23 protein-coding genes are annotated in these 24,168 nt (G+C 64.3%); 13 read left to right on the top strand and 10 right to left on the bottom strand.

What is annotated here, in order from left to right; all coding sequences use genetic code 11:
- Nucleotides 1–61 precede the first annotated feature (61 nt).
- Nucleotides 62–1,060 carry a zinc-binding alcohol dehydrogenase family protein gene (locus ACXYX3_RS26105; RefSeq protein ID WP_029372807.1) on the top strand — a complete coding sequence of 333 codons (999 nt, stop codon included), beginning with the start codon at nt 62–64 and terminating at the stop codon, nt 1,058–1,060.
- Nucleotides 1,061–1,116: 56 nt separating this feature from the next.
- Nucleotides 1,117–1,962, top strand: coding sequence for an alpha/beta fold hydrolase (locus tag ACXYX3_RS26100; RefSeq protein ID WP_458609595.1), 846 nt, complete (start codon nt 1,117–1,119; stop codon nt 1,960–1,962).
- A gap of 250 nt (nt 1,963–2,212) precedes the next feature.
- Here ACXYX3_RS26100 and ACXYX3_RS26095 read toward each other — a convergent pair whose 3' ends face one another.
- The 5 genes from ACXYX3_RS26095 to ACXYX3_RS26075 all read right to left on the bottom strand — a co-directional run bounded on the left by ACXYX3_RS26095 (nt 2,213) and on the right by ACXYX3_RS26075 (nt 6,721).
- Complete coding sequence (locus tag ACXYX3_RS26095) at nt 2,213–2,980, bottom strand: SDR family oxidoreductase (protein WP_236732177.1); 768 nt, start codon at nt 2,978–2,980, stop codon at nt 2,213–2,215.
- 115 nt (nt 2,981–3,095) lie between these two features.
- Complete coding sequence (locus ACXYX3_RS26090; protein ID WP_458609594.1) at nt 3,096–4,553, bottom strand: catalase; 1,458 nt, start codon at nt 4,551–4,553, stop codon at nt 3,096–3,098.
- A 93-nt stretch (nt 4,554–4,646) separates the two neighbouring features.
- The gene (locus tag ACXYX3_RS26085) at nt 4,647–5,087 is read right to left on the bottom strand and encodes a DsrE family protein (RefSeq protein WP_029372812.1); all 441 of its coding nucleotides are present in this window, start codon (nt 5,085–5,087) and stop codon (nt 4,647–4,649) included.
- A gap of 438 nt (nt 5,088–5,525) precedes the next feature.
- Nucleotides 5,526–6,503 (bottom strand): IS3 family transposase, encoded by a 978-nt coding sequence (locus tag ACXYX3_RS26080; protein WP_458612238.1) that lies wholly within the window; start codon nt 6,501–6,503, stop codon nt 5,526–5,528.
- Entirely contained in the window at nt 6,416–6,721 is a 306-nt protein-coding gene (locus ACXYX3_RS26075; RefSeq protein ID WP_003891404.1) for a transposase, read from the bottom strand. The genes ACXYX3_RS26080 and ACXYX3_RS26075 overlap by 88 nt, the downstream gene beginning before the upstream one ends.
- Before the next feature lie 87 nt (nt 6,722–6,808).
- Between ACXYX3_RS26075 and ACXYX3_RS26070 the strand changes: the two genes are divergently transcribed.
- Nucleotides 6,809–7,708, top strand: a complete 900-nt coding sequence (locus tag ACXYX3_RS26070) for a nucleoside triphosphate pyrophosphohydrolase family protein (RefSeq protein WP_458609593.1) — start codon at nt 6,809–6,811, stop codon at nt 7,706–7,708.
- 879 nt (nt 7,709–8,587) lie between these two features.
- Complete coding sequence (locus ACXYX3_RS26065; protein ID WP_458609592.1) at nt 8,588–9,331, top strand: SDR family oxidoreductase; 744 nt, start codon at nt 8,588–8,590, stop codon at nt 9,329–9,331.
- Between the two features lie 38 nt (nt 9,332–9,369).
- Here ACXYX3_RS26065 and ACXYX3_RS26060 read toward each other — a convergent pair whose 3' ends face one another.
- Nucleotides 9,370–9,951 (bottom strand): TetR/AcrR family transcriptional regulator, encoded by a 582-nt coding sequence (locus ACXYX3_RS26060; protein WP_458612237.1) that lies wholly within the window; start codon nt 9,949–9,951, stop codon nt 9,370–9,372.
- A gap of 209 nt (nt 9,952–10,160) precedes the next feature.
- Here ACXYX3_RS26060 and ACXYX3_RS26055 point away from each other — a divergent pair, with 209 nt between their 5' ends.
- The 3 genes from ACXYX3_RS26055 (at nt 10,161) to ACXYX3_RS26045 (ending at nt 15,005) form a co-directional block, all read left to right on the top strand.
- Complete coding sequence (locus ACXYX3_RS26055) at nt 10,161–10,607, top strand: MmpS family transport accessory protein (RefSeq protein WP_458609591.1); 447 nt, start codon at nt 10,161–10,163, stop codon at nt 10,605–10,607.
- The gene (locus ACXYX3_RS26050) at nt 10,604–13,513 is read left to right on the top strand and encodes an MMPL/RND family transporter (protein WP_458609590.1); all 2,910 of its coding nucleotides are present in this window, start codon (nt 10,604–10,606) and stop codon (nt 13,511–13,513) included. Before ACXYX3_RS26055 ends, ACXYX3_RS26050 begins: the two co-directional genes overlap by 4 nt.
- Before the next feature lie 400 nt (nt 13,514–13,913).
- On the top strand, nt 13,914–15,005 hold the full coding sequence (locus ACXYX3_RS26045) for a sensor domain-containing diguanylate cyclase (protein ID WP_241204407.1): 1,092 nt from the start codon (nt 13,914–13,916) through the stop codon (nt 15,003–15,005).
- 15 nt (nt 15,006–15,020) lie between these two features.
- Here ACXYX3_RS26045 and ACXYX3_RS26040 read toward each other — a convergent pair whose 3' ends face one another.
- A complete protein-coding gene (locus ACXYX3_RS26040) occupies nt 15,021–15,593 on the bottom strand; it encodes a TetR/AcrR family transcriptional regulator (protein ID WP_241204408.1) in 573 nt (190 codons plus the stop codon).
- Nucleotides 15,594–15,732: 139 nt separating this feature from the next.
- Here ACXYX3_RS26040 and ACXYX3_RS26035 point away from each other — a divergent pair, with 139 nt between their 5' ends.
- From ACXYX3_RS26035 to ACXYX3_RS26025, 3 genes are all read left to right on the top strand, one after another.
- Complete coding sequence (locus ACXYX3_RS26035) at nt 15,733–16,257, top strand: DUF308 domain-containing protein (protein ID WP_241204409.1); 525 nt, start codon at nt 15,733–15,735, stop codon at nt 16,255–16,257.
- 116 nt (nt 16,258–16,373) lie between these two features.
- The gene (locus tag ACXYX3_RS26030) at nt 16,374–17,318 is read left to right on the top strand and encodes an alpha/beta hydrolase (protein WP_458609589.1); all 945 of its coding nucleotides are present in this window, start codon (nt 16,374–16,376) and stop codon (nt 17,316–17,318) included.
- Entirely contained in the window at nt 17,311–18,219 is a 909-nt protein-coding gene (locus ACXYX3_RS26025) for an aldo/keto reductase (RefSeq protein ID WP_458609588.1), read from the top strand. The genes ACXYX3_RS26030 and ACXYX3_RS26025 overlap by 8 nt, the downstream gene beginning before the upstream one ends.
- Here ACXYX3_RS26025 and ACXYX3_RS26020 read toward each other — a convergent pair.
- Entirely contained in the window at nt 18,194–19,024 is an 831-nt protein-coding gene (locus ACXYX3_RS26020) for a helix-turn-helix domain-containing protein (protein WP_458609587.1), read from the bottom strand. The two genes, ACXYX3_RS26025 and ACXYX3_RS26020, sit on opposite strands and share 26 nt — an antisense overlap.
- Nucleotides 19,025–19,166: 142 nt before the next feature.
- On the opposite strand from ACXYX3_RS26020, the gene ACXYX3_RS26015 reads away from it, so the two are divergent.
- Nucleotides 19,167–20,450 (top strand): spinster family MFS transporter, encoded by a 1,284-nt coding sequence (locus ACXYX3_RS26015; protein WP_458609586.1) that lies wholly within the window; start codon nt 19,167–19,169, stop codon nt 20,448–20,450.
- Nucleotides 20,451–20,538: 88 nt separating this feature from the next.
- Here ACXYX3_RS26015 and ACXYX3_RS26010 read toward each other — a convergent pair whose 3' ends face one another.
- The gene (locus ACXYX3_RS26010; protein WP_458609585.1) at nt 20,539–21,090 is read right to left on the bottom strand and encodes a YaeQ family protein; all 552 of its coding nucleotides are present in this window, start codon (nt 21,088–21,090) and stop codon (nt 20,539–20,541) included.
- Nucleotides 21,091–21,174: 84 nt separating this feature from the next.
- On the opposite strand from ACXYX3_RS26010, the gene ACXYX3_RS26005 reads away from it, so the two are divergent.
- Nucleotides 21,175–22,662, top strand: a complete 1,488-nt coding sequence (locus ACXYX3_RS26005; RefSeq protein ID WP_458609584.1) for an HNH endonuclease signature motif containing protein — start codon at nt 21,175–21,177, stop codon at nt 22,660–22,662.
- 63 nt (nt 22,663–22,725) lie between these two features.
- Here the strand turns inward: ACXYX3_RS26005 and ACXYX3_RS26000 are convergent, their stop codons facing one another.
- Nucleotides 22,726–23,469: an SDR family NAD(P)-dependent oxidoreductase gene (locus ACXYX3_RS26000; protein WP_458612236.1), complete on the bottom strand. Its 744-nt coding sequence runs from the start codon at nt 23,467–23,469 to the stop codon at nt 22,726–22,728.
- Between the two features lie 95 nt (nt 23,470–23,564).
- Between ACXYX3_RS26000 and ACXYX3_RS25995 the strand changes: the two genes are divergently transcribed.
- Nucleotides 23,565–24,167 carry a TetR/AcrR family transcriptional regulator gene (locus ACXYX3_RS25995; protein ID WP_458609583.1) on the top strand — a complete coding sequence of 201 codons (603 nt, stop codon included), beginning with the start codon at nt 23,565–23,567 and terminating at the stop codon, nt 24,165–24,167.
- The last annotated feature ends 1 nt before the right edge of the window (nt 24,168 follow it).

Here is a 24,168-nt window from a genome sequence, read left to right as displayed (position 1 = left end):
ATGATCTGCCACAACACTGTTGGTCGATATGACACTTTCCGAACGAAGGGAACAATGCGAAATGAGCACGATGAAGGCCGTGGCGTCGTATGCGGGGTTGTCGCTGGACGACCCGACGTCCATCCAGGACATCGCGGTTGAACAGCCCGTGTTACGGCCGCACGACGTGTTGGTGCGCGTAGCCGCCGTGTCGGTGAATCCCGTCGACCGAAAACGGCACCGCGGTCTCACCGCCGCCGACGGCCCGGTGGTACTGGGCTTCGATGCAGCGGGAACCATCGAAGCCGTAGGCCCGGAAGTGACGACGTTGTCGATCGGGGACGAGGTGTGGTACGCCGGAGACGTCAGCCGCCCCGGCACCAACGCCGAACTGCACGCGGTCGACGAGCGCATCGTGTCTCGCAAACCGACAACGCTCACGTTCGCCGAAGCCGCCGCCTTGCCGTTGACCACGATCACCGCCTGGGAGTCGCTGTTCGAGCGCTTCGCCCTGACCAAGGACACAACCGGGGATCTCGTCATCATCGGGGGTGCCGGCGGCGTTGGTTCGATCATGACGCAACTGGCCAAGAAGCTGACCGGGGTCCGGGTCATCGCCACCGCGAGCAGACCCGAATCGCGAGAATGGGTGTTGCAAATGGGGGCCGACGACGTCGTCGATCATCACCACCTAGAAGAGGAAGCGCTCCAGGCGGCTCCCGGTGGCGTGGATTACCTCTTCACGCCCTTCTCCCACGGAAACGTCGAGACCTTCTCCGCGGTGATGCGCCCATTCGGACACATCACCGCCATCGACGATCCTGAAGGCCTGGATCTCGCCCCGCTGAAGCCCAAGAGCATCGCATGGCATTGGGAGTTGATGTTCACGCGGCCCCTCTTTGGTTACGACATGCTCGCGCAGCAGCGCCTCCTGAGCGAGGCTGCAGCGCTCGTCGATGCCGGAACTATCAAGACCACGGTCACCAAGACGATCCACGGCCTGAATGCCTCCGGTATACGGGAGGCCCACCAAGCCGTCGAGTCCGGCGAGATGATCGGCAAAGTCGTCGTGGTCGCGTGACACCGAACAGTCCCAGAGTCTTGATCATCCCGCCACGACCATAACGGAGTAGGGCAATGGCTTTCATCACCACCTCTGACGGCACCGACATCTTCTACAAGGACTGGGGGACCGGCCAACCCATCGTGTTCAGCCATGGCTGGCCACTGTCTTCGGACGACTGGGACAACCAGATGCTGTACTTCCTGTCCGAGGGCTTCCGGGTGATCGCCCACGATCGGCGAGGCCACGGCCGCTCCACCCAAACCTCCGGCGGCCACGACATCGACCACTACGCCGATGACCTGGCAGCCCTAACAGAACACCTCGATCTGCGCGACGCGGTCCACGTGGGGCATTCCACTGGCGGCGGTGAGGTGGTCCGCTACCTGGCCCGCCACGGCGAGGGTCGCGCAGCGAAGGCGGTCCTGATCAGTGCGATCCCGCCGTTGATGGTGCAGACCGCGGAAAATCCAGAAGGGCTGCCCAAGAGCGTGTTCGACGACTTGCAGGCCCAACTGGCCGTCAACCGCTCGGTGTTCTACCGCAATCTAGCCGCTGGGCCCTTCTACAACTTCGACCAGCCGGGCGCGGAGCCGTCGGAGGCCATCATCGCGAATTGGTGGCGCCAGGGCATGATGGGTGACGCGCTGTCACACTACGACGGCATTGTCGCGTTCTCGCAAACCGACTTCACCGACGACCTCAGGACCATCACCATTCCTACCCTGGTGATGCACAGCGTCAATGACCAGATCGTTCCGTTTGTAGCGTCGGGCCCGAAGTCGGCACAGTTGCTGGTGAACGGGACGTTGAAGACCTACGCCGACGGCTTCCCCCACGGTATGCCCACCACCCACGCCGACGTGATCAACGCCGACCTGCTCAACTTCATCAAGGACTCAGGCGTGCCCGGCATGTAGACCCGTCGTTGCTATCGAGGCTGCGGTCGGACAGTTCAACGGGGCCGCCCACGGATGTCCCGAAACAGCTGCGGCCGCCTGAGTTGGTTGGACCCAGCCGCGCAGTTGCCAACGTCCTGCTCGTCGCGCCTCGACGCCTGCGGCTGTCACCGACCCTCGGGTTGGAGCGCCGCCGCGGACACTCCACCGCAGTCAACCATCGGCTAGCACGCGAGACTAGATCAGGTTCTCCGCGTCGCCGTAACGTATGTCACACGTAGCGTGCTCCACCTTCGACGTGCACGGTCTCTCCACTGACGAAACCCGCGGTGAATAGCCACATCGCAGCATCGACGATATCGGTAAGGGTGCCGACCCGGCCCGCCAAGGCGCCGTCGGACGACTGGGCGAAGAATGACTGCCGTTGCTTGGTCGGCATCGCATCCCAGGCTCCCGAGTCGATGATTCCCGGCGAAATCGCGTTCACCCGAATAGGTGCCAATTCCTTGGCAAGGGAGCTGGCGGTGAACTGCACGGCTCCGTTGGCGATCGCCATGACGCTGTAGGGCGCGGCCGGCTTCCACGCGGCGATGCCAGAGAACAGCAGGAACGAACCACCGGCAGGCATCCTCGGTGCGAAATGCTTGGCAACCAACAAGGGGCCGACGACCTTCGCCTGAAACGCTCCGAGGATTCCGTCTTTCTGCACGTCTGCGACCGCAACGTTGTGATGAGCCGCCGAGGTGATAACGACATGATCGATGACCGACATCGATTCGGCGGCTGCGACGATGGTCGACTCGTCATCGAGGTCCAACCTGATGCCGGTGGCGCCGGGCAGATCGGCGGCCGCCGCGGCCGCGGACGCAGCGTTGCGTCCGGCTATCACGACCGATGCGCCAGCCTGCGCTGCGCGGCGGCAGATGGCTAGCCCAATGTTCTTAGTGCCGCCGATGACCAAAACCGTCTGCCCCGCTAGGGAGCTTGTACTAGCCATGTCCAATTCCTTCTGGGGATAGTTGATCTCGCCTTCCAGCAACCACGCAATGACGCCGATGCTGCCGCACCGGGGTGATCGCTAGCGCGAGATCTGAAACACGTACGAAGCTCACGAGTTGGCCGCCCAACGCGGCGGGGACGTCGATACCGGCCTTCTACCTTCGCCCGAGGCTGGCCTGCACACGCTGCTCGACCTTCTTTCCCAGTTCGGGGTCCACGTTGCGCCAGTACTCGAAGACCCGAGACAGCACGGGTTCCTTCACGCCGTCGAGGACGTGCCCGACGATGTTGCCGACCAGACGTTCGCGCTCAGCGTCGTCGAACACGTCACGCACCAACGCACCGGCCTGGCTCCAGTCGTCGTCCTCGGCCCGCAGCGCGTACGCGGTCCTGACCATGTCGCCGTCGGACATCCAGTGCACCTCGGCCACGCGTTTTGGATCCTCGGCCACCGGGCCGCCCATCGAGTTCGGCGCGTACACCGGGTCGGTCGACAACTTGATGCGCATGGCCCCGTCCTTCGAGTACGCGTTGACGTCGACCTTGGGCTCGTTGACGGGAATCTGCTTGTAGTTCACCCCAAGTCGGGCCCGGTGCGCATCGGCGTAGGAGAACCCGCGCGCCAGCAGCATCGTGTCCGGCGACAGCCCCGTGCCAGGCACGGTGTTGTTGGGCTCGAACGCCACCTGCTCGATCTGCGCGTGGTAGTCGACGACGTTGCGGTTCAGCGTCATCGTCCCCACGTCGACGAGCGGATAGTCGGCGTGCGGCCACACCTTCGTCAGATCGAACGGGTTGATCCGATACGTCTTGGCGTCCTCGAACGGCATGATCTGCACCTTCAACGTCCAGCTCGGGTGTTCGCCCGCCTCGATCGCGTCGTAGAGATCGCGCTGGTGGTAGTCACCGTCCTCGCCGGCGATGCGATCCGCGTCCTCCTGCGTGAGGTAGTCGACACCCTGGTCGGAGATGAAGTGGTACTTCACCCAGAACAGTTCGCCATCGGCGTTGACCCAGCTATACGTGTGACTCGAGTAGCCGTTCATGTGCCGCCACGACTTCGGGATGCCGCGGTCCCCCATCAGGTACGTCACCTGATGGGCCGACTCCGGCACCAGCGTCCAGAAGTCCCACTGCATGTTGTGATCGCGAAGGTTGTTGGCGGCCATGCGTTTCTGGCTGCGGATGAAGTTCTGGAACTTCATCGGGTCACGCACGAAGAACACCGGGGTGTTGTTGCCGACCATGTCGAAGTTGCCCTCGGACGTGTAGAACTTCAGCGAGAAGCCGCGCGGATCGCGCCACGTGTCTGGGCTGCCACGCTCACCGGCCACGGTGGAGAACCTGGCCACCATCTCGGTCTTGACGCCCGGCTGCAGGAACGCGGCCTTGGTGTACTTGCTGACGTCGCCGGTCACCTCGAACTCGCCGAAGGCGCCGCCGCCCTTCGCGTGCGGTTGCCGCTCGGGAATGCGCTCGCGGTTGAAGTTGGCCATCTGCTCGATCAGGTAGTGGTCCTGGAGCAGGATCGGCCCGTCTGGGCCGACGGTCAGTGAATGCTCGACGCTGGGGACTGGTGCGCCGCCATCGGTCGTTGCGATCTTCTCGGTCATTCCGGTTGCCCCTTCAGGTGTGAGCGCGACACGTCGTAGACGCTTAAAAGCGGTGAAAGCAATGGAATCTCGAAGCTGCGGCAGAGTTGCCACTTACGACTCAGAGATGACCACGTAACCCTGCTGGCTCAGCTGGGTAATACGAGCCATCGCGTCCGTGTTCACCTTGACGCCTTCGATGGTGTCGGAGTTGATCCACCCGTGGGCTCTAGCGGTTGCTCCACACAGTTCAACACCGACACCGGCGGCCATCAGGTCGGTGATGAGTCCGCGAAATGGATTGCCGGTCTGTATGTTACGGTCGCGGTTGTACGCTTGGTCGCTGAGCGCGGGATGTCCGGCGTTGGTGTGGAATACGACAATCAGGTTCGGTTCGACGCCCCAAACCGTTGCGTCATCGCGAATCAGATTCGCGTGAAACAACGCGGCCGGAAGGTCACCCTCAAAGCTCAGCGACGCAATACTGAACACCACGCTTACGCTGGTCAGTTCGACTGGGATATCGACGATCAGGCTATCGCTATTGTTTGGCATAGCAGGGCACTCCTACGTTTGATTCCGTCGCGACAGGCCGCGTCGACAGCTTGAACACAACGTCTACTCGGGGCTGAGCGATGCTGCGTTGGCCAGGCTCGTCGTGTGCCAACCCTCTGCAGTACTCGCCTGCCACCAAAGCGTGAATTTACAACCAGCAGTGGGTATCTAACAAGGACGCTAACTTCCCTCGGGGAAACCATCCCTGCTATCCGAGCGGCTGGCAGCGAGCGGGAACAGGCTTGGTGCTAAGACGAGAACGGAAGCGTGACGCACTGCACGGAACCGCATCTTCAGTGGCTCTGTGGGCGCTCACCTCGAACTCATGGACAACTGCGTGAAGTAGCCGTCGAACCGTGGGTCGTCGATGCGAACTTTAGGTCAAGCCGACGGTCGAGATGCTCGCAGCTGAGGTTCCCCCCGAAAAGTGGACAGGGGTTACGCGGCTTGAGTGACCGCGGTCAGTGATTGTTCGTAAGCGATGGGGCTGAGCATCCCTATCGTGGAGTGCCGTCGTTGAGTGTTATAGAAATACATCCACTTGTCAACGGCTGCAATGAGTTCGGACATTGTGGCGAAGGTGTGGCGGTAGTAGTACTCGTGCTTGAACGTCGACCACAGCGATTCGGCACCGCTGTTGTCCCAGCAAATCCCGGTGGCACCCATTGACCGGCGTAAACCGGCATCAGCGCAGGCCTGGGCCATCGCCGCAGCGGTGTATTGAGTTCCCCTGTCGGAGTGGATGATGGTGCCGCTGGCCTGGCCGCCTCTGACGGCTACGGCCGCGGCCAGTGCGTCCGTGACCAGCTCGGTGCGCATGTGGTCGGCCACTGACCAGCCCAGTACCCGTTTGGAGTGCTCGTCACGGATTGCGCACAGGTACATATCGCCTTCGCCGCAGGTCAGGTACGTGATGTCCGAGCTCCACACTGCATCAGGGCGGCCCTGGTCAAAGTGACGCTCGACCAGATCCGGCGGAAACGACGCCTTCGGATCGACCACGGTGGTGGCAACTTTGAAGGTGCGGGGGCTGATCCCGGCCAGACCGATCTCGGCCATGATCGTGGCCACCGTCTTTTCCGAGACCGCCTCGCCGGCGGCACGCAAGTCAGCGGTGATCCGCGGCGAGCCGTAGGTCCCGCCGGAGTCGCGGTGATGGGTGATGATCTTCACGGTCAGATCGGCTTTGCGTTGGCGGCGATCAGTCAATTCCGTTGCAGTGGAACGATGTGCATGTTTGTAGTAACCCGAAGTCGACACCTCCAGTAGGCGAGCCATGCGGGTGATCGCGGTGGTGACGCACTCTGCGGCCATCAGCTCGAACCGGTCTACTTCGGTCCGTTGGCGGCAAAGTACGCCGAGGCTTTTTTCAGGAACGCGATGTCTTTCTCTTGCTCGGCGACTTGGCGCCGTAATCGCGTCAGTTCGGTGCGCTCGGCCGGGGTCAACGGTTCGTCGTTGCGGGCTGCGGCGGCCTCAACACGGCGACGTTCATCGGCGACCCAGCGGCCCAGCAGGCCTTCATTGAGGCCGAGTTCGCGGGCGACCTCGGCGATGGTGCGCCCGGAGTCGATGACTCGGTGAGCGGCCTCGACCTTGTACTCAGTCGTGAACGACCGGCGGGTTCGGGACATGGTGACATCCTTCCAGCGGAACCAAGAATCCCGCTATCTCGATGTCCACCACCCGGGGGGAACCTCACACCCAGTCAGAAGAAACGTGTGCGCGACCACGTCACTCCTTCGTCAGCTCCGGATGCCGACACCGAGGCGATTGGCGACATCCTCTGGTACTTGGCGACGACAGCGGCCCGGCTGGGTGTTGACCTTAACCATGCGGCTGCAGGCAACCTGCAGAAAATCGCCGACCGATGGCCCGCGACCGACGCGCCGTACCCCGACGCCGGGCCAGACCGCCCTGAAGCCGGCGGGATCAGGCCCCCCAGCGTCATTCTCGGTCAGGCCCGTGTCTTTGACGACGGGTATCGACGGGAGCAACGGCTTCCTCGTCAGTTCCGCGTGGCCATCGCGCCAGACCCGTTCCTCGGCTCTGGACGAGTCCGCATGGTTCGCAACGGTCAACGGTTTGGCGATCCGCTTAGTGACAATGCGGCTGAGTCCGACTGGTACCGCTACCACGACGCGTTCCACCTGGCCTACGCGGCGATCTTGGGCTGGAGTCCCGTCTTTCGAGCTCTCGGAGGCCTCAAGAGGCGAGACGTACCGCTAGTCGACGAGGTCGAGGATGGCGGCCGCGCGATCGCGATCGAGGAAGGTATCGCGGCGTTCCTCTTCGAAGAAGCACGACGCAACGACTGGTTTGTCCACGGTCAGTCGGTTCCCGGGGACGCCTTGGCATTGTGTCGTCGGCTGACATCGCAACTTGAAGCCAAGGTGATCACACCCATGGAATGGGAACGTGCTGTGCTGACGGGCTTCGACTGTTGGCGCACCCTGGTCACCGTGGGCCGTGGCGTGTTGGTGGGTGACCTCGATGCGCGCACTCGCACGGTCGAACCACTGACCGACGCTGACGCATCCCTGCACCACCACGTATGCGTGGAAGCGGCAGCGGAAAAGCTGGCCGAGAAGGGCAGCTCCGCAGGGGAGGTAACCGACTGAATCGCGACCTGGATCCGCGAACGAATCGGATCGCGGGGTGCCGCGCCTTGAGGCAGAGGGCTGTCGGCAAAAGGCGAGTAAACCAAGCGCCACACGCTCGATACCTGGAAGGCTGAACCAAACACCGGGGGACCAGGGCACAGGATACGAACGGCCTCGTCCCGCCCCCGGTCGCCAAGCCGCCTTGGAGCGTGGGCGACCAGGGTGCAGTACTGATTCAGCGACTTAGGTTGACGACCGTAAATGCCACGCGGATAGAGGATTCGCGGTCCAGTCGTGAATTTGGGGGCATTCCCAGCATAACCGAATGCGATGTCGAAGCCACTTACAATCAGAAGTGCGAATCGAGAACGCGGGACATGTTGTGGGACAAAAGGTTTCAACCTATACAGATAGCCCTCTCCTCCTCGGCATCGGCGACGCCACTACGGACGGCAAGGCGCTAAGGGCCGGAGTATTCGAGTTCTGTTCCACCGTCACAGTGACGAATCGGCGACGACGGCTATCGAGTTTGGCAAGCATGTCGGATGACGACGGATTCGGCGAAATCGCCCGTGCCTAGGAAATGCAACGGTTCGTGAGACAAACCCAGGTGAAGTTGCCGTGAGACATATGGAATAACTGCAGGTCAGCAATCTGGGAAATGCAGCCGATCGTGAGAACCTACACCCGTTGCTCCCAAAATCTCATGACCGATTCCGTTTGAGGTGACCACCGAATACCGGTCGATCATCAAGCGCGACAGCTGCGGGTTCGCCGCCTATCTATCCGGCTGTTCGACCTAGCGACGTGAGTGACCCCCGCCGGATTGCTGCACGGAATGACCGGATCGACGCCATTGTTGCCGTGGGAGCTGGGTCAATGACAGGAGGACGTTCCATGACGTTGAGCGGTGCCGTGGCGGTGGTGTCGGGTGCGTCGAGTGGGATCGGTTGGGCGACGGCACGGGCGCTCTCGACCCAGGGCGCAACCGTGTTGGCCCTCGCCCGACGCATCGATCGGTTGACCGAGCTCGCGGACGGCATCGCCGCCGATGGAGGACGAGCGCGAGCCTTCGAAGTCGACGTCGCCGACGCATCCGCCGTCGAGCGCGTCATCCGGGCCATCGGCGAGGAGTACGGTCAGATCGACGTCTTGGTCAACAATGCCGGCGTTTTGGCCAACGGGCCGGCCGTCGGCGCCGATCTCTCCGACTGGCACCGCATGATCGACATCAACGTCGGCGGAGTACTCAACCTCACCCACGCGGCCCTGTCGTATCTGGTGACTGCCGCAGAAGGCGCCCGCGGCGTCGCCGACATCGTGAATACGAGTTCTGCTGCCGGACGGCGGGTTCCGGGTCCGAACAGCAATGTCTACGCTGCGAGCAAGCATGCCGTCGGTGCATTCAGTGAAGCGCTGCGGCAGGAACTCAGCGGCAAGCAGGTGCGTGTTGGTCTCATCGAACCCGGAGTGGTCCGCACCGAGATGACGACCGGCGGTGCGAAGCACGCGCCCGACGCAACAGGCGGCCGACCGCTGCACCCCGACGACGTGGCCGGTGCGATCATGTACATGATCACCCAGCCGCCGCACGTCGCAGTGAACGAAATCCTCTTGCGCCCAACGGAACAAGTCATCTAGCGGACGTCCGCACCTGGAGCCCGATGACGTCAGACGCGTCAGTCGAGCCGTCTGGTCAGACTGGGAATCAGCACCGTGTCCACGAGGGTGCGTACGGTCTCTTCGGTCGGCGGTCGGTCGGCGACCAGTGCGCGGAACACCAGGTATCCGGGCAGCAGGTCGAAGATCTCCTCGTTGATCGCCGACGCGTCGATCTCGCCGCGTTCCACCGCATCCGCGAGCACGCCGTCGATGATCAACTTGCGCTGCATGACGAACTTCTGGTGGAACGCCTGGCTGAGCCGCGGGTTGTGGGACATCTCGTTCAGTACGGCTCGCATGGTGGACGTGTGCTCGTCCGAGTGTTCGCACACCGCCCGTCCGATCTCGATCAGATCTTGTCGCAGAGACCCGGTGCGGGGCGGTGCCGAAGAGCCGCGGGTGCCCTCGATGAATGCCGCGAGCACCAGGTCGGCTTTGGAGGGCCATCGCCGATACATTGTCGCCTTGCTCGCCCGTGCTTCCGCCGCGACGGCATCAACAGTCAATCGGTCGTACCCGTGCAGCCGCAGCTGCTGCAACGTGACGGCCAGGAGTTCGGCCTCGCGCGCCGTCCACGGACATTGCGAGGTGTCGGCCATCTCCTCGGCGTTCACGTCTTCCACCTTCGGTCGCGCGATGGGAATGCTCTCGCGATCAGTGATGTTCCCAGCTGCAGAGCAGTCACTCATGCGCACGTCAAGCGGTTGCGATGCTTCGTACGGTACCGTACCGTTCTCATACGGTCCACAGGATGGCCACCAGACACAGCCAGTGCCGGTTGTGTCGGCCGAACGCGAAAGGCGCACCAGTGAGTGGGATTTCGGTCGGCCGGCTGGCGCGGCGGTGGTGGACGGTCATCGTCGCCGTCGTGGTGGTCGCCCTGGTCGCGTTCACCGTCGTCCGGTTGCACGGGATCTTCGGTTCCGACAACGAGGTCTCCCGGCCGGGTTCTGATGCGCTGGAGAACACGGGCTTCAACCCCAAGCAGGTGATCTTCGAGGTCTTCGGGTCTCCGGGATCGGTGGCCACCATCAACTATCTCGACATTCACGCCCAACCGCAGCGGGTCGATGACGTCCCGCTCCCGTGGACGCAGACGTTGACCACGGATGACCCGACGCTGTACGCGGATCTGCGCGCGCAGGGCGACGGCGACACGATCGGCTGCCGGATCACGGTCAACGGGATCGTCAAGGACGAAAGGTCCACGAACAACGTGAACGGTTACATCTCCTGCCTGGACAAGACGGCATGAGCAGCCACAGCGCCGAGACCGTCGAGGGGTCTCGGATGGCGCGGCTGATCCGTCGGCTGTCACTTCCCATCGTGTTGATCTGGGTCGCCATTGCCGTGCTGTCCAACGTGCTGGCCCCTCAACTCGAGGTTGTCGGCGCAGAACGTTCGGTGGGTCTCAATGCGCCGGATGCTCCGTCGATTCAAGCGATGCGTCACATCGGACAGGTGTTCCACGAATTCGATTCGGACAGCGCGGCGATGATCGTGCTCGAGGGTGACAAGCCCCTCGGTGCCGACGCGCACGAGTTCTATGACCGATTGGTCAAGCGCCTGGCGGCCGACACCGAGCACGTCGAGCACATCCAGGACTTCTGGGGTGACCCGCTGACCGCCGGCGGATCGCAGAGCAAGGACGGCAAGGCCGCCACCGTGCAGCTCTACCTGCACGGGAACCAGGGCGAGGCGGCGTCCAACGAATCGGTGGACGCGGTCCGCAAGATCGTCGCCGACACCCCCGCGCCGCCGGGCGTGAAGGCCTATGTCACCGGAGCCTCGCCTCTGGTCACCGACAACTTCGAAGTCGGCAGCGAGGGCACGCACGAGGTCACGGCCATCACCTTCCTGGTGATCGCGATCATGCTGCTGGTCGTCTACCGTTCCGTGGTCTCGATGCTGATCGTTCTGGTCATGGTGGCCGTCGAACTGATGGCGGCGCGCGGGGTGGTCGCCATGCTCGCGCACTCCGGTGTCATAGGCCTGTCCACGTACTCCACGAATCTGTTGACGCTGCTGGCCATCGCGGCCGGGACGGACTACGCGATCTTCGTCGTGGGCCGGTACCAGGAGGCGCGCAACAAAGGGCTCGATCGACTCCCGGCGTACTTCGACATGTACCGCGGCACCGTGCATGTCATCCTCGGCTCGGGCTTGACCATCGCCGGCGCGGTGGCATGTATGCAGTTCACCCGGCTGCCGTACTTCCAGACCCTGGGGATCCCGGCAGCGCTCGGCGTCGTCGTCACGTTGGCTGCGGCGTTGACGATGGGGCCTGCAGTTCTGTTGATCGCCAGCCGTTTCGGGTTGTTGGAACCCAAGCGCAAGCTACAGGCGCGCGGGTGGCACCGGATCGGCACGGCCATCGTGCGCTGGCCCGGCCCCATCCTGGTCGTGACACTGGGCATCGCGCTGATCGGTGTGCTCGCACTGCCCGGCTACCGGACCAGCTACGACAACCGTCCCTACATCCCGGACAGTGCGCCCGGTGTGGTCGGTATGCAGGCCGCCGAGCGGCACTTCACCGAGGCGCGGATCAACCCGGAGCTGTTGATGATCGAAACCGATCACGACATGCGTAACCCGGCCGACATGCTCATCCTGGAGCGCGTCGCCAAAGCGGTCCTGCACACCCCAGGGATCGCTCTGGTGCAGTCGATCACCCGGCCCCTCGGCACACCGATCACGCACAGCTCGATACCGTTTCAGATCAGCGCATCCAGTGCCAGCCAGATCATGAACCTGAGCTATCAACAGGACCGCGCCCAGGATCTGCTCAAACAAGCACACGAGATCGACAACACGATCAATGTGCTCAGGCAGCAGTTGGCCCTGCAACAACAGAGTGCCGCGGTCACCCACGAGCAGACCGAGGCATTCCATGACACCGTGAACACAGTCACCGATCTGCGCGACAAGCTCGCCAACTTCGACGACCAGTTCAGGCCGCTGCGCAACTACTTCTACTGGGAGCCGCACTGCTTCGACATACCGCTGTGTGCCGCGCTGCGCTCGGTGTTCGACTCCCTCGACGGGATCTCCGAGCTGGCCGACAAGTTCAACGCGATCACCGCCAGCCTGGACAAGCTCGACGCGCTGCAGCCACAGCTCGTTGCGCTGCTACCACCGCAGATCGCCATTCAGGAACGCAACCGCGAACTGACGTTGTCGAACTACGCGACCACGGGCGGCACCAACAACCAGAGCCAGGAGGCGCTGGTCAACGCCACCGCGATGGGGAAGGCCTTCGACGACGCCAAGAACGACGACTCCTTCTACCTACCACCGGAGGCGTTCGACAACCCGGACTTCAAGCGTGGCCTGAAATTGTTCCTGTCGCCCGACGGTAGGGCGGCCAGAATGATCGTCACCCATCAGGGCAATCCGGCTGACCCCGAGGGGATTCCGCACATCGACGCCATCAAGGACGCGGCGTTCGATGCGTTGAAAGCCACCCCGATGTCGGATGCCAAGATCTACGTCGCGGGGCTGGCTTCGACCAACAAGGACATTCAGGAGGGTATGACGTACGACCTGCTGATCTCGGCGCTGGCGGCGTTGGCGCTGATCCTGTTGGTCATGATGTTCATCACCCGCAGCATCGTGGCCGCCATCGTGATCGTCGGCACCGTGGCGCTGTCCCTCGGCGCCTCGGTCGGTCTGTCAGTGCTGCTGTGGCAGTACATCTTCGGGATCCACCTGTTCTGGATCGTGGTGCCGTTGGCAATCATCCTGTTGCTCGCGGTCGGTGCGGATTACAACCTGCTGCTGATCTCCCGGTTCGAGGAGGAGATGCATGCCGGCCTGCGTACGGGCATCATCCGGGCGATGGCCGGTACCGGTCGCGTCGTCACCGCAGCCGGATTGGTCTTCGCCGCGACGATGTCGTCGTTCATCTTCAGCGACCTGGTGGTGCTCGGTCAGATCGGCACCACGATCGGGCTCGGGCTCCTGTTCGACACTTTGGTGGTGCGCTCGTTCATGACACCGGCCATCGCAGCGCTCCTGGGGCGGTGGTTCTGGTGGCCGCTGAACGTACGGCCCAGCCCGGCCAGCCGGATGTTCCGGCCGTACGGAACCCGCACCGCGGTGCGGGAGTTGCTCCACCTCGACGAGCGCAAGCGCGATGCCTCGGCGGCCGTAGACAACTAGAAGATCCGAGTGCCGGTACGGAGAAGAGCCGGCAGGTGTAAGCAGTCCCCTGTGGCGCGTGTTGGCACTGGCATGTTGACCAGCACGCCGTCAGCGAAGAAAGCGGGAGTCCGAGACGACGGCGTATTGCCGGTCACGGTGAGGTGCGTCGCGGCACTCGCCACGCGTCTTGGCGGCAGGCAGCAAAGGAGCTATCGGTTGCTGGCTCGCGCGCGGCGCGTACAGAACGCACGTCGTTGGTGGAAGATACTCAAGGGCCACTGGCGGTTTCGACGCGGTGAACCGGATTTGAGCGGAGATTCGGCCAGACTGCACCACGTGCCGAGTTAAGATTTGGCCTCGCTGGACGAGGTACAGCGAGGGCGTCACCGGGACTGCTCAACACGTAAGGGGGCCGTGCATGTCGGGCAGCGAGTTTCCGGTACCCGGTAACGAAGACAGGCGGATGCAGGTTCTCGCCGATTACAACATCCTGGATTCGCTGCCGGAACAGGCGTACGACGACTTCGCGAAGCTCGCTTCGGCGATCTGCGGCACACCGATCGCGCTCATCACATTGGTGGATGACGACCGCCAGTGGTTCAAGGCGAATGTGGGCCTGGGCGTGAGCGAGACACCCCGGTCACAAGCGTTCTGTGCGCACGCGATCATGGATCCCGGCAACGTGATGACGGTCGAGGATGCCACCGCCGACCAGCGCTTTGCCGCGAATCCACTGGTGACCGGAGACCCCGGTATCCGTTTCTACGCCGGCGCACCGCTTGTGGCACCGACCGGTGAGGCGCTGGGCACGATCTGTGTGATCGACCGCGAGCCGCGCAGTCTCACCGAAACCCAGCGAGAGGCGCTGGAGATACTCTCCCGCGAGATCATCGTGCAACTCGAACTCCGGCGGAGTATCGCGACGCTCGAGCAGGCTGTTCTCGACCAGGAGAAGTACGTCGAACTCCTGCAGGAGTACCAGCGGGACATCGAGAAGGTCCGGGTGCACCTGGAGTCACAGTCGGTCACCGACGTGCTGACAGGCGTGAAGAATCGACGGTCATTCGACCTGACAGTCGAAGAGGAATTCATGCGCGCGCGCTCGAGACGGACGACGCTGTCACTGCTCATGATCGACATCGACAACTTCAAATCCTTCAACGATGAGTTCGGTCATCCGGCGGGTGATGAGGTGCTGCGCTCGGTCGCGCAGTTCCTGCAGTCGGAGATGCGCGAGTCGGACTCCCTGTTCCGTTACGGCGGGGAGGAATTCGCGGTCGTTCTGCCCGAGACCACATGCAAAGGCGCGTTCGTGCTCGCCGAACGGTTCCGGCGCACCGTGCAGAGGGCACCGTGGCCGAAACGCGCGATCACGATCAGCGTCGGGGTGGCCGCGATCGACGCGGACACCGTCTCGCCGCGGGAGCTTCTCCAATGCGCCGACCAAGCGCTCTACAGCGCAAAGCAGACCGGCCGCAATCGGGTGACCATGGCCCCCAGCGGGACGTGACCGCCCGCGGGTAGCTCACTCGCGGTGGAGCCCGCGGGGGTCGCTCAGGTGCGGGTTGACGAAACCAGTTGGCGGCGGCAGGGTGTGGCCGTCGCTCTGCTCATCGAGTCCGGTCGCTACCCGCAGGAAAGGACCGAAAAGGCGCCATCCCAGTTGCAGAGCAAGTGCGTCTGCAGTGGCGACGCGCGCTGCGTAGTCGTCGTCGTAGTGGTCCCGGGCGGCCGCGATGAGTTGATCGATGTTGGGAAAGCTGCGTTGAAGCCGTGCGACGTCGTAGCCATCGAGCAGCGCGCGGGCGATGACCTTCCAACTCCGCTCCGCGCGCGCTTCGACGACTGCGCGTGGCGCGCCCGCATCTCGCGCGGACACCAAGTCCTCGGCGAGGTAGTCCAGCACCGATGTCACAACCGCTTCCTTCGTGCCGATGTGGCGGAAGATCAGCCCGGCGTTGACCCCTGAGCGGTCGGCGATGTCGCGCATGGACGTCGCGGCCGGACCTCGCTCAGCGAACAGGTCTGCCGCATGCGGCAGCACGACGGTACGAACCCGTGTGGCCGCGTCGCTCGGCCCTCCACTTGCTGTAGTCACTCGACTACAGTAGCGTGTAGTCAATCGACTACAGCGCGCGGTCAGACGCGTGGCGCAGACAGGGAAACGCATGTCAGATCACTTGCTCGAAGCGCGTCAAATCTCCGGTGCAGATCGCACCTTGGCGTCGTATTACAGTGTGCGCGGCGTTGTTTCGCTCGCCTGGGTCGCCGCCGCGTTGCTCATCGGGTCCACGTCGGCGTTCATCGCCGGCGCCCTGCTGCTGTTCTATCCGGCATGGGATGCCGCCGCCAACGCGGTCGATGCCCGGCTGCACGGAGGCCTTCGGCGCAATCCCACCCAGGCGTTCAACATGGCGGTCAGCGGCCTGACGACAGTCGCCGTGGGTATCGCACTCACGATGAGCCTCAACGCCGTCCTGGGGGTCTTCGGGGTGTGGGCAGCCATCTCGGGGTTGCTGCAACTGGCAACGGCGGTGCGTCGGTGGAAGCGCGCGGGAGCACAGTGGGTGATGATCCTCAGCGGTGCCCAATCCGCAATCGCCGGCGCCATGTTCGTGCTGGCGGCCGGCGCCCCGGAGACGCCGGGCGTCGTCGACATCACCCCTTATGCCGCGTTCGGCGCCTTCTACTTCCTCGTCTCGGCGGCGTGGCTGGTCTTCTCCGCTGCACGACGCCGACATCAGATCCTGCCGAAGGGATGACTCGTGTCTTGCGTACCGGTGATTCGAGCATGCTGGGGGGCCGACTCGTACCCCCTTTCGATGCGGATGCCGGCACGACACTGGTCGACAGGCAGCGGACAGAAAGGGCGAAGACCGTGACCGCAGAGCGCGATGTCGAGATCCGCCACGGTCGGGCCATGGTGGACCCGAACGAGACCGTCCGTATCGGCTACACGCTCGTCACTCCGGCTGAACCCACGAAGACCGTCGTGCTGCTTCACGGCGCCCCCCAAACGCGGTACGAGTGGCGCAAAGTCATGCTGCCGCTGGCCGACGCCGGCTACCGGGTGATCATGCCCGACTATCGCGGCGCCGGTGCGTCTGACAAACCCCGTGACGGGTACGACAAGTGGACGATGGCCGGTGATGTCCACAGTCTCGTACACGAGATCCTGGGCGTGACGGAGCCCGTTTCGCTCGTCGGTCATGATCTGGGGTCGACCCTGGCTCTCGGTTACGCGCTGCGGTATCGCGATGATGTCGTGAGTGCCACGTTCATAGAGGCTCCGCTACCGGGCACCGCCTACTACGACTGGCGTGTAGCTCAGAAATCGGCGTGGCAGTTCGCCTTTCATGCCAACACCGACATCGCGGTCTACCTCACGCACGGGCGTGAACGGTGGTACATCAACCGATTCTTCGACGATCTCACCTACCAGCCGGATGCGATCTCCGACGACGATCTCGGCGTCTACGCCAGAGCGTTCGAAGCCCCGGGAGCCATGCGCGCGATGTGTGAGGTCTATCGAGAGCTCGACCGCGACGCCGAGGACAATCGCGCTGCGCTGCGGCAACGCGGCAAGCTCACCATTCCGGTGCTGGCCTCCGGCGGCGCCTCGAATCCGCTCGCCGGGAACTTTCGGGCGATGTGTGAAGAGATCGCCGATTCGGTGACGGATCAGCTCGTCCCGGACTGCGGCCACTGGATAGCCGAGGAACAGCCGATGTACTTCACCGGGATGTTCTGCGACTTCGATGCGACCGCTCGAGGCGTGACGACAACAGCAACACAATCACATGGAGGTATGAGACATGGGTGAAGGGAACCCGCAGACAATCGAGATAGCCGGAAAGGCAGTGTCGCGGTTGGGTTTCGGATCGATGCGATTCACCGGCCGCGGAATCTGGGGCGAGCCCCGCGACAGGGACGAATGTATCGCCGTGGCCCGTCGGGCGGTCGACCTCGGTGTCCAGTTCATCGACACCGCGGACTCCTATGGCCCGCACGTCGCCGAGCAGATCTTGCACGAGGCGCTGCACCCCTACCCTGATGACGTCGTGATCGCGACGAAGGCGGGCCTGACCCGGAACGGGCCGGACGTCATCGATACCGCATCAGGGCCGAAGCGACTCGGGCCGGCCGCGTGGCCACCGGTGGGGCGGCCCGAATACCTGCGACAGCAGGTGCTGATGAGCATGCGGCGCTTGGGAGTCGACCAGATCGATCTCCTGCAGTTGCACAGGGTCGATCCCAAAGTGCCGTTGGCAGATCAGATCGGAGAGCTGAAGGCGCTCCGAGATGAGGGCAAGATCCGTGAGATCGGGATGTCGCAGTGCACAGTGGCCCAGCTCGACGAGGCGCGACAGATCGTCGAGATCGTCAGTGTGCAGAGTCGGTTCAACGTCGTCGATCGCAGCGCGGGCGACATGTTGGAGGTGTGCGAACGCGATGGGCTCGCGTTCATTCCGTGGGCGCCGGTTGCGCAGGGTGGGCTCGACGCGGCGCACCAAACCCTCGCGGACATCGCCCAGGCGCACCGGTGCACGATCAACCAAGTGGCGATCGCCTGGTTGTTGCATGTGTCCCCGGCGATGCTCGTCATCCCTGGCACGTCGCGCCGCACGCATCTGGAGGAGAACATGGCCGCCGCGGACATCCGGTTGACCCCGGATCAGATCGACGCCCTCAGCGCGGCTACGCCGATGCGGTCTGCGTCGTGAGCGGTTGCAGCAGGGCGACGGCGTCGGGGGACGGACCGTTCTGCGCCGGGCAGTAGACGAACAGCCGCTGATCGGGTGCGTCGGCGACCTCGAGTGCCTCGAAGTGCAGGTGTAGCTCACCGGCTTGCGGATGGTGAAACACCTTGTCCTCACTGGCGCGCGGGCGTACGTGGTGCGTTGCCCACAGCTCGGCGAACACTGAACTCTGAGCTGAGATCTCATCGACCACCTCGGCGACACGGTCGTCGTTCGGAAATCGAGTCAGGCCTGCGCGGAGGTTGCCGACCACCTGAGTGGCCACCTGGTGCCAGTTCGGGTAGAAGTCTCTGGCGGCAGGGTCGCAGAACACCATGCGCGCGAGGTTGTCGGTGTGGGTGAAGCCGCTGTACATCGCACGAGCAGCGGCGTTGAGCCTGAGGATGTTGAGGCCGAGATCGACGACGATTGCCGGCACGCGAAGACCGGAATCGACGAGAAGTTCGATCCCGGCCGAGACGTCGGTCGCGTGAGCGGGCAGCGCGATCGGCTGCGGATGCACGAGCGAGACGAGATAGGCCGTTGCGTGCGGATCGAGCCGAAGCGCGCGGGCGAGGGCACGAAGCACTTGGAGCGACGGTCGCTTTTCCCGACCCTGTTCGAGCCGTCGGTAGTAATCGGTGCTCAGTCCGGCAAGGAGAGCCAGCTCTTCTCTGCGCAGACCCCGAACTCGCCGGCCGTCACCGGGAATCAGGCCGACGTCCTGTGGCGTGACCGCGTCGCGTCTCGCTCGCAAGAACGAGGAAAGCTCCGCCGATCGATCTGCCATGGCCCTATCCGTAACCGACAGCCCTGAAGCCGTCACATGATGGTCAACTGTAGAGGGTGTCGGACCTGCCGGCAGCCTCCCGGCCGACCAGGGGCCGAACGACGTCTGTCAAGCTGCTCGGTAGTCATTACCGAGGAGAGTGATGTCGACACCACAGGACACCGCGCCGCCCGCCGATACCGTTCATTCGCCGACGCGGGCATGGACCGCGGTCGTGGTGCTTGCTGTCGTGGGCACCCTGAATTACGTCGACCGCTTCCTGCCAGGAGTCCTGGCCGAACCGATCAAGCGAGATCTTGCGCTGTCTGACACCGCAATCGGCGTCATCAACGGGTTCGGATTCCTCATCGTGTACGCAGTCGTGGGCATTCTCATCGCGCGCGTCGCCGACCGCGGTGCCTTCGGTGCCGTCATCGCCGGGTGCCTGACGTTGTGGGGCGCGATGACCATGCTCGGCGGCGCGGTCCAGTCCGGTCTGCAGCTTGCGTTGACCCGCGTCGGTGTGGCCATCGGCGAGGCGGGCAGCACACCGGCTGCTCACGCCTACGTAGCTCGCAACTTCGTCGCCGACAAGCGATCGGCGCCGCTGGCGGTCACCACCATGGCGATCCCACTCGCCAGTGCCGCGAGCCTGCTCGGTGGCGGCCTACTCGCCGAAAATTTGGGGTGGCGAGCGGCTTTCGTGACCATGGGTGTCATCAGCGTGCTCCTGGCGCCGGTGGTGCTCTGGGTGGTCGGAGTTCGTCAGAACCTGCCGACCCCGCCGCTGCGGCAGGACGTCAGCACGATGAGATGGTGGGAGCCCCTGCGCAAGCGCAGCTTCCTGGCGATGGTGGCCGGCACTGCGCTGGTGTCCGCGGCCGGATACTCGTTGACCACCTTCGCGCCGGCCTTCTTGATGCGGACCCGGGGAATGACCCTCGGCCAGGTCGGTGTCGAGTACGGTCTGACCACCGGACTGCTCGGGATTCTGGGGCTGCTCATCGTCGGCCGGATCTCCGACCGGTTGGCCGCACGCGACCCACGGTGGCTGCTGTGGATCGTGGTCATTCTCATCGCGGGCCTGCTGCCCGCGTCCGTACTGGCATTCATCGTCGAGAACCGTTGGTGGTGTGTCGGTTTCCTGGCTCTGTCCTATGTCATCGGCATCGCTTATCTTGCGCCCTCCATCGCCGCGATCCAGCGTGTGGTTCTTCCCGAACATCGCGCGACGGCGTCGGCGGTGTTCTTGTTCTTCAACGCGACGCTGGGTGCGGTCGGGCCGTTTGTCACTGGCGTGGTCAGCGACTCCCTGACGGCCGAGATGGGTTCCCAAGCACTGGGAAGGGCGTTGCTGATTCTTGTGCCCAGCATGCAGTTGGTGGCGATCGGGTGTTACGCGCTCGCCGCGAAACACTATCGGCGCGACATCATCGCGGAGGTATGAGCGCAGCGGGCGCTTGGTCAGCCAGCGCTGCGCCGGCATCGGTGAGGTCGACTCCCACGCGATGACCCGTGGGTCGTCGGGCCCACCATCACATCAGCGGTTCGGGGGTGAACGTGACATCGACGTCGCCCACGGTCATCGTCACCTGCCCCTCGATCACAACGACCTGTCCCGTCACCCGCCGATCCACTGTCTGAGCCAACTGTTGCACCGGCTGATGCGGGATCTGCAACACGGACAGGTTCGGCAGCCCCGCCACTTTGGGGCCGACGGTGCGCCACCAAGTGGCCACTCCCGCGGCGAACGGCAACAGCACCACCCGGTCGGCTTGGCCGGCCGCTTTGCCCAGGACGCGGTCGTCGGGTTGGCCCACGGCGATCCACTCCAGGATTCGGCCTGTGAAATCGGCGAGCCGTAGGTCCGGTACGCCTGGGGTCGACAGACCCGGCCCGAACGTCAACTCGCCGTCGACGTCGCTGAGTCGGTGTGCGCGAAGTCCAAACGCCAATAACCGCACCACCATCCGCTCATCGGTCTCACTGGGGTGACGGGCCACTGTCAGCGAGTGATCGGCGTAGTAGCCGTGATCGACATCGGAGACGCCGAGGTCGACTTTGAACACGGTTGCAGAAAGTGCCACACCACAGCCTCGGTGATCGCTCGGCGCACCGCAAACGGCACGCTTGTCTCCACCGCGCACGAACCCACACTTGTCGGGGGTCGAATGTATGTTCGAGGTATGTCGGAGGCGCGGGAGGCGGTGGCGGGGCTGCGGGCCGCCGTCGATGCCGTGCTCGCCGCCGATCTCGATCTGTCGACCGCCGCGGAGATCACCGAGCTGCTCGACGAGCTCGAATCCGCCGGCTGCCGCCTGCCTGCGGCCCGGCACCGCGCGTTGGCGCGGTTGCAGGACGAGACGTCTGCGGTGCAGATGGGGGCCAAGAACTGGCGCGACGTCCTCGCGACCCGCTACCGGATCAGTGGGTCGGAGGCGCATCGGCGGTTGACTGAGGCCGCGTTGCTCGCCCCGCGGCGGTCGATGACCGGGACACCGCTGCCGCCGGTGCTCGCGGAGACCGCCTCCGCGCAGGCGCAGGGCCGGATCACGCCGGAGCATGTGGAGATCATCCGGAAAGCCGTGGACAAGCTGCCCGGCTTCTGCGACCTGACCACGCGGGAGCAGTTCGAAGCCGATGTAGTGCGCATCGCCACCGGCGCCGGGCCCAAAGCCACCCACGACGCCGCAGAACTGGAACTGTTTCTGCTCGATCAGGACGGCCCTGAACCCGACGACACCGAACGCACCCGGAAACGGGCTCTGAGCAAGTCGCGGCAGGGGCGGGACGGGATGACGCCGTGGCGGGCCGACCTGACCCCAGAAGCGGCGGCGGTGTGGGAAGCGATCTTCGCCAAATACGCCGCCCCGGGCATGTGCAACCCCGACGACCCCGAACCGTGCACCTCCGGCACTCCGACCCAAGCGCAGATCGACAGTGATCACCGCAGCCTGGCCCAACGCCAGCACGACGCCCTGGTCGCAGTCGGGCGGATCGCCCTGATGAGCGGTGAGCTCGGTCAACTGAACGGGTTACCGGTGACCGTGATCGTGCGCACGACCCTGCAGGACCTGGAATCCCGGGCCGGGATCGGGACGACGGGTGGCGGCACCCGGCTGCCCATCAAGGACGTGATCCGCATGGGCGCGCACGGCAGTCACTATCTGGCGGTGTTCGACCGGGCCACCGGTGCCGCCCTGGACCTGTTCCGGACACGGCGGGTGGCGTCGGCGGCGCAGCGGATCATGCTGATCGCCCGCGACGGGGGCTGCACCAAACCCGGCTGCCCCGTCGGGGCCTACGGCTGCCAGGTCCACCACGTCACCCAGCACTGGGCTGATGGTGGGCTCACCAACATCGACGACCTCGGCCTGGCCTGCCCACCCGACAACCGCTCCGTCGGCGAGGGCGGTTGGACCACGTCGATGAACACCCGCCACGAGGTCGAATGGGCCCCACCGCCGAACCTCGACACCGGCCAAACCCGCATCAACACCCACCACACCCCCGAACGCCTCCTCCGACCACCCGACGACGAGGAGACCGACACTGACGGGACAAAACCGGTCAGCGAGGCCGACGCCTGCCCACCATCCCCGACCGGCGATCCGTCAGAACCCGGCGGACCCGCACCACCCGACAACCAGGTCGCCTGACGGCGCCGCCCCACTCCTCGTCGTCAGCCGGGGTCTCCCGGTTCGCCCATGGTGACCGAACTGTCAGAACTGACTGACGCCACCGTCGACATACACTTCTGACCCCGTCATGTAGGAACTGGCGTCCGACGCCAGGAAGGCGATGACAGCGCCGATTTCCTCCGCGCGGGCGCGGCGCTTCAGAGGCACAGTCGAAGTCAAATCGGACAGTGCGTCGTCGGCCCCGGTGAAAAGGTCTGCGAGCCCGGGTGTTTCGGTGAGTCCGGGAGCGACGACGTTGACGCGAATTCTGCGGTCAATGAGTTCGGCGGCCCATGTGCGAGCCAACGAGCGGATCGCGGCTTTCGACGCGGCGTACACGCTCGCCCCTGGAGCGGCCTTCACGTCGGCATTCGAACCGCACAGAATGATCGATGCTCCCTCGCGCAAGAACGGAAGCGCAGTCTGCACGGCGAAGGTCACTCCGCCGACGTTGGTGTCGAGAATTCTCCTGTAGTGCTCCCAGGTGAGGGCGCCGAGCGTCGCGAATTCGTTGATGCCCGCATTCGCGAAAACGACATCCAACTGACGTCCCGAGGTCTCGATGGTGGCCGCCAGCGCCTGAAGATCAGCGTCCGAGGTGACATCCGCGCGTAGGGGAGTGGCGTGTGCGGCGCCGATTGTCAGGACGGCCTGTGCGAGTGCGTCCTCACGACGCCCGACCAGGAACACGTGGGCCCCCTCATTCGCGAGCGCGCGTGCCCCGGCGAGGCCGATCCCGGACGTCGCTCCGGTGACGAGCGCGGTCTTGCCAGCAAGGTTCGGCATGGATCCTCCAGTTTTGTACCGATCGGTCGCAGCCGACGGTACCAGTTCTATACCGAACGGTAAAAAACGGGTGACTCCGGAATACAATCGGTCCAATGAGCGCAGGGCAACGGCACGCGGGAGGTCGACCGCGAGCCTTCGACGAGAACGACGCGCTCGATGCGGCCATCGATGTGTTCTGGCGTCTCGGCTACGAGGGCGCATCTCTAACCGAGCTCACGCAGGCGATGGGTATCAACAAGCCGAGCCTGTATGCGGCGTACGGCAGTAAAGAAGGACTGTTCCTTCGTGCGCTGGAACGCTACAGGCAGTGCTATCACGGACATCTGAGTCAGTTGCTGGCCCAGTCCAACGCGTATGACGTGCTGGCGGCCTACCTCCGCGACACTGTCCGGGCCGTGCGGGCCGGCAGCGCGCTCGGATGCCTGTCCATCCAGGGCGGTATCTCCTGCGGGCCGGGCAACGCCCACATACCGCAGATGCTCGCCGATTACCGTCGGGGGATCGAAGACGCGATCGCGAAAGCTCTTGCAGCGACCGAAGACGCCGCGGCCATCGATGCCGCCTCACTGGCCGGTTATGCCGTCACGATCGGGCAGGGGCTTGCGGTCGACGCTGCGGCAGGAGTACCGCAGGGCCGGCTCGACGCCGCCGTCGACGTGGCGCTGGCCGGCCTGGCGGCGACACTCAAAAGGTAGG

This window comes from Mycobacterium sp. Panama NTM2 (assembly GCF_054355555.1).
This window is presented reverse-complemented; position numbering and strand designations above follow the sequence as displayed.